The organism is Deltaproteobacteria bacterium PRO3 (assembly GCA_030263375.1).
In the GTDB taxonomy this organism is placed as follows: domain Bacteria; phylum UBA10199; class UBA10199; order DSSB01; family DSSB01; genus DSSB01.
Window position 1 is genome coordinate 1 of record SZOV01000151.1, and the last position, 5,183, is coordinate 5,183.

The window sequence follows — 5,183 nt, forward strand, 5'->3', positions numbered from 1 at the left end:
ACGAGACCGGCGTGGCCGACACCATCGACCCGCTGGCCGGCAGCTACATGATCGAGTCGATGACCGACGAGATCGAGCGGCGGGCCCTGGAGTACATCGAAAAGATCGACAAGATGGGCGGCGCGGTGAAGGCGATCGAGAACGGCTTTCCGCAGCGCGAGATCCAGGAGTCGGCCTACCAGTACCAGAAGGCGATCGAGGAGAAGCGGCAGATCATCGTCGGCGTCAACGAGTTCCAGATGAAAGAGGCGCCGGTGAAGGACATCCTCAAGGTCGACCCGGCCCTGGAGAAGCGCCAGAAGGAGCGCCTGAAGGCCCTGCGCGAGCGCCGCGACAACCTGAAGGTGAAGGCCGCCCGCGAAGCCCTGGCCGCCGCCGCGCGCGGAAGCGACAACCTGATGCCGCGCATTCTCGACGCGGTCCGCTGCTACACGACGTTGGGCGAGATCAGCGACACGATGCGCGAGGTCTTCGGGCTCTATCAGGAGCGCGTCGTCCTGTAGGGGCGAACACAAGGTTCGCCCCTACAATTTCATCATGAATCCTTCCTCCGACTTCTACAACCTCGCCCTCGACTGCATCGACAAGCACGCCGAGGTCCTGCAGAACAAGCACCACACGGCCTTGGTCTATATCAAGGAAGACCCCGCGACCGGCGCCCTGCGCGAGCCGCCGCTGCGCCTCTCCTATTCCAGCCTCCAGGGACTCAGCAACGCCATGGCCAACGCCTTCGCTTCCTTGGGCCTGCCACCCGGCGCGCGGGTCGTCCTGCGCATGGAAAACAGCGCCGAGTTTCCGATCAGCTTTATCGGCGCGGTCAAGGCGGGCCTGATCCCGATTCCGACCTCCGCCCAACTCACCTGGCCCGAGCTGGAATTTATCCTGCAAGACAGCGAAGCGGCGGCCCTGGTCGCGGGTCCCGAGCTCCTGCCCCGAGAACTTTTACAAAATACGCCCGAGACGCTGCGCAAGACGCTTTGGCTCTGCGACAAGGCCGAAAGACTCCCGGAAGGGGTACGGCGCTGGCAAGACCTCCTCAAGGCCGCGGACGCGACCTTTCACACCGAACCCACCCCGGCCGACGCGCCGGCCTTCTGGCTCTACACCAGCGGCACCGAGGGGCGTCCCAAGGCGGTCATCCACGCGCACCGCAGCATCCGCGCCCACGACGCCCGGGCGAAGGTCTGGCAGGACCTCCGCGCCGGCGACGTCATCTTCAACACCAGCGCCCTCAACTGGAGCTACGCCCTCACCTGCGGCCTGCTCGACGTCTGGCGCCACGGACTGACCTCGGTCGTCTACCAGGGGCGCCTGGGCGCGGAGCAGCTCTCCCACATCGTCCGCCGCCACGGCGTCACCACCCTCATGACTGTGCCCGGCATCTACCGGCGCCTGCTGCCTTACCTCGAGTCGCGCGAGGGCGCCCTGTCCGGCCTTCGCGTCTGCCTGAGCGCCGGCGAGAAGCTCTCCGACGAGCTGCGCGCCGGCTTCCGCGAAAGGACCGGGATCGAGATCCGCGAGGGCCTCGGCATGACCGAGCATTCCGTCTACCTCGTCCAGGGCCACGAAGCGGCGCCCGTCGCGGGCTCCTGCGGGAGGGCCCTGCCCGGCCAACGCATCGCAATCCTGAGAGAGGACTTAAGCGAGTGCGGGCCGAACGAGCCCGGCATCCTCGCCTCGCACCGCTCCTGCGAGGGGCTGATGCTGGGCTATCACCGGCGCCCCGACGACGAGGCACAGAGTTTCCGGGGGGAGTGGTTTTTGAGCGGAGATTTGGCGACGCGGGATGCGGAAGGAAATTTTTTCTTCCTGGGCCGGCGCGACGACGTCTTGACCGCGGGCGGCTATCGAATCTCGCCGATGGAGGTGGAGGCGGCCCTGAACGCCCACGCCGCGGTGGAGGAATCCGCTGCCGTGGGCGTCACCGACGCCGGCGGCCGAACCTCGATCCAGGCCTACGTCGTATTGAAGGCGGGATCGGGGGCGACCCAGGAAACCGCGCAGCAAATCCTGGCCTTCGCCGCGACCCGGCTCGCCAAGTACAAAGTTCCGAAGTCCCTGGTCTTTCTTCGGGAGCTGCCGAAGACTTCCAACGGCAAGCTGCGAAGGAGCGTCCTATCGAGCCCGCATTAACCCGACTTCGTCTTTTTTAATTTCCTCATCTCCGTCTCAAGCAGACGGTTGGCCCACTAACCTCGCGACAAGGCGCCCAAAGCTTGACTTGCCGACCAAGCGGCCTGCGATAGCTCGGCGGGGTCGGCCTCGGGGTACCGGGAGCGCACCTTGGCGGCGGCCCGCTCCCGCAGGGCGGCCTCGTCCGGAGGCGTTCCGCCGGCGCCCTTGGCGTTTTGCAGCTCTTCTTGGTAGGCGCGCTCGAACTCGGCCTGCAATTCGGCGCGTCCGGCGCGGCGCCTTCCGGAAACACCTGAAATGGGATCGTTTTGGCTCATCGCGAACTCCTTCCACCTCACCCGGGCCTATTATCGACGCAATGGCCTCGGCGAGTTTCGTCGGAAAATATCGGAACTCCCACCCGATCTTAAGTTCCGCGCTCGCCAGGGATCCTCTGCCCATTGGAACCCGACGACGGGGCCCCGTCTCAATCAACGCGGTTGCGGCGCGCCCCGCGGCGAAAGGCCGCGATGTTGGCGGCGATTTCGTCGACCAGGCGCTGGCGCGACTCGCGGCTGGCCCAGGCGATGTGGGGGCTGAACAGGACCTTGTCGCGCAGCCGCGGGTCGAAGAGCGGGTGGTCGGGCGGCGGCGGCTCTTGGCCGAGGACGTCGGTCGCGTAGCCGGCGAGCTTGCCGGCCAGCAGGGCGCGGGCGACCGCGGCCTCGTCGACGATGGGGCCGCGGGCCAGGTTCAACAAATGGGCCCCGGGCTTCATCCAGGCCAGGGCCTTGGCGTCGATCATCCCTTCGGTCCTGGGGCTCAAGGGACAGTGCAGGGTGACGAAATCGCTGCTCTGCAAGAGGCGCCGCAACTCGAGGCGCTTCTCGCGCGCGGGGTATTTCCCGCCGGGGATCTTGCCGACCGCCGCCTCCATGCCCAGGGCCTTCGCCACCCGGGCCACCCCTCGGCCGATGTGACCGTAGCCCAGGATGCCGAGTCGCTTCCCCGCCAAGTCGCCGAAGGGGAAATCCAAGAGCGCGAAGTGGGGGGCGCGGCTCCAGGCCCCGGACTTGACCGCCGCGTCGTGCTCCAGCAAGCGGTGGCCGAGGGCCAGGAGAAACAGGACCGTCTGCTCGACCACCGTCGGCGTGGAATAGCCCGCCACGTTGCAGACCGCGATCCCGCGCCGCCGCGCGGCCTCGAGATCGACGTTGTTGGTGCCGGTGGCGGCGACGCAAATCAATTTCAGTTTGGGCAAAAAACCCAGTTGGGCCTCGCGAAGCGGGTATTTATTGGAGACCACGATCTCGGCCCCGAGCGCGGCCGGGGGCAAGGGGTCGCCCGGCTCCAGGCCCAGGGCGGCATAGGCGCCCTGTTTTTTCAGGTTTTTCACGGCGATATCGCCCAAGTCCACGGTGGCGGCGTCGAGGAACAAAATGGAGGGGTGCTTGCCCGGCATGGCGGGCTTCCCTAGCCTCCTTTGGCCCTGCTTCCAAATGAAATCCGCACCCTTCCCCAAGACTATGTTATCTCAAGACAATGCCGAGGAAGCTGTTAAAATAGGCTTGTTTGTCCGGCGCGGAAATGATTTAGGTTTTTTCCAAGGATAGGGAGTTTACCCATGAAGAGCAGCCACGACCTCTGGAAGGCCCAACTGGCCGGCAAGATCGCCCCCGACCTCGCGCGGGAACTCGACATCTTCGAGACCGAGATCCAGCTGCGCAAGCAGGGCAAGATCGACGAAAAGCTCTTCGCCGAGACCCGGCTGCGCCGCGGGGCCTACGGCCAGCGCTACGACAACGGCCAGCGCCACGACGGCACCAAGGTCCAGCAGCTGAAGTTCCCCTCCGGCGAGCTCACCAAGGGCCCCATGACCTTCTGGGACGCCCCCGGCATGCAGCGCATCAAGATCCCGATCGGCGGCCTCAACGCCGAGCAGCTCGAGGTGATGGCGGACTTGGCCGAGGAATACTCCGACGGCATCGCCCATGTGACCACCCGGCAAGATTTCCAGCTGCACTTCGTCCACATCGACGACACGCCCGCGCTGATGCGGCGCCTGGCCGCGGTGGGCATCACCACCCGCGAGGCCTGCGGCAATTCGGTGCGCAACGTCACCGCCTGCCCCTACGCCGGCGTCTGCGCCGACGAGGCCTTCGATGTCAGCCCCTACGCGCGGGCCCTCGCCAAGTTCCTGCTGGGCCACCCCGACTGCCAAGACTTCGGCCGCAAGTTCAAGCCGGCCTTCAGCGGCTGCAAGCAGCACGCCTGCGGCCTGGTCAACATCCACGACGTGGGCGGCATCGCGCGGGTCCGCGAAGAAAACGGCCAATTGCGGTTGGGCTTCGAATACGTCGTCGGTGGAGGATTAGGCGCGGTGCCCTTCCAGGCCAAGATCTTCGACGAATTCCTCCCGCCCGAGGAACTGCTGCCGACCACGCAGGCCATCGCCCGCGTCTTCGCCCGCCTGGGCGAGAAGAAAAACCGCAACCGGGCTCGCATCAAATTCCTCATCAAGGACCTGGGCCTCGAGAAGTTCCAAGAGCTGGTCCGTGAGGAACGCAAGATCCTCCCCCACGACCCGCGTTGGACCAGCCTGATCGAGGCCGAGCTCAAACGCGAGGAGAAGCCGCTGCGCGAGGGCGGCGAGCTGCCGACCGGCGGCCCCGAAGACTTCCAGCGCTGGCTCAAGACCAATATTCGCCCGCAGCGCCAAAAGGGCTATTCGGTCGCCACGATCACCCTGCCCCTGGGCGACATCACGCCCGACCAGCTGCGGGCCCTGGCCGACATCGCGCGCAAGTTCACCCACGAGACGCTGCGCACGACGGTCGAGCAGAACATCGTCCTGCGCTGGGTCAGCAACCGCGACCTGCCCGAGCTCTACGCGGCGCTGAAGGCCGTCGGCCTGGGCGCCCCCGGCGCCGGCAACATCTTCGACGTCGTCGCCTGTCCCGGCACCGACACCTGCAAATTGGGCATTTCCTCGTCGCGCGGCTTGGCCGGCGAGCTGCGCAAGCGCTTGGCCGAGCAGGCCGCCCGCCTGGACCAGGCGGTGCAGAACCTGC

General features: G+C 66.4%; 5 protein-coding genes. 3 read left to right on the forward strand and 2 right to left on the reverse strand.

Annotation, left to right across the window (positions count from 1 at the left end):
* Positions 1–503: methylmalonyl-CoA mutase (locus FBR05_14625; GenBank protein ID MDL1873412.1), on the forward strand; the 503-nt coding region annotated here is incomplete at its 5' end.
* A 34-nt stretch (positions 504–537) separates the two neighbouring features.
* Positions 538–2,133 (forward strand): acyl-CoA synthetase, encoded by a 1,596-nt coding sequence (locus FBR05_14630; protein ID MDL1873413.1) that lies wholly within the window; start codon positions 538–540, stop codon positions 2,131–2,133.
* A 56-nt stretch (positions 2,134–2,189) separates the two neighbouring features.
* On the opposite strand, the gene FBR05_14635 is transcribed toward FBR05_14630, so the two are convergent.
* On the reverse strand, positions 2,190–2,450 hold the full coding sequence (locus FBR05_14635; protein ID MDL1873414.1) for a hypothetical protein: 261 nt from the start codon (positions 2,448–2,450) through the stop codon (positions 2,190–2,192).
* Positions 2,451–2,599: 149 nt separating this feature from the next.
* On the reverse strand, positions 2,600–3,574 hold the full coding sequence (locus FBR05_14640; protein ID MDL1873415.1) for a D-2-hydroxyacid dehydrogenase: 975 nt from the start codon (positions 3,572–3,574) through the stop codon (positions 2,600–2,602).
* Between the two features lie 162 nt (positions 3,575–3,736).
* Here FBR05_14640 and FBR05_14645 point away from each other — a divergent pair.
* Positions 3,737–5,183, forward strand: a 1,447-nt coding sequence (locus FBR05_14645) for a nitrite/sulfite reductase (GenBank protein ID MDL1873416.1), incomplete at its 3' end; no start/stop codon positions are given.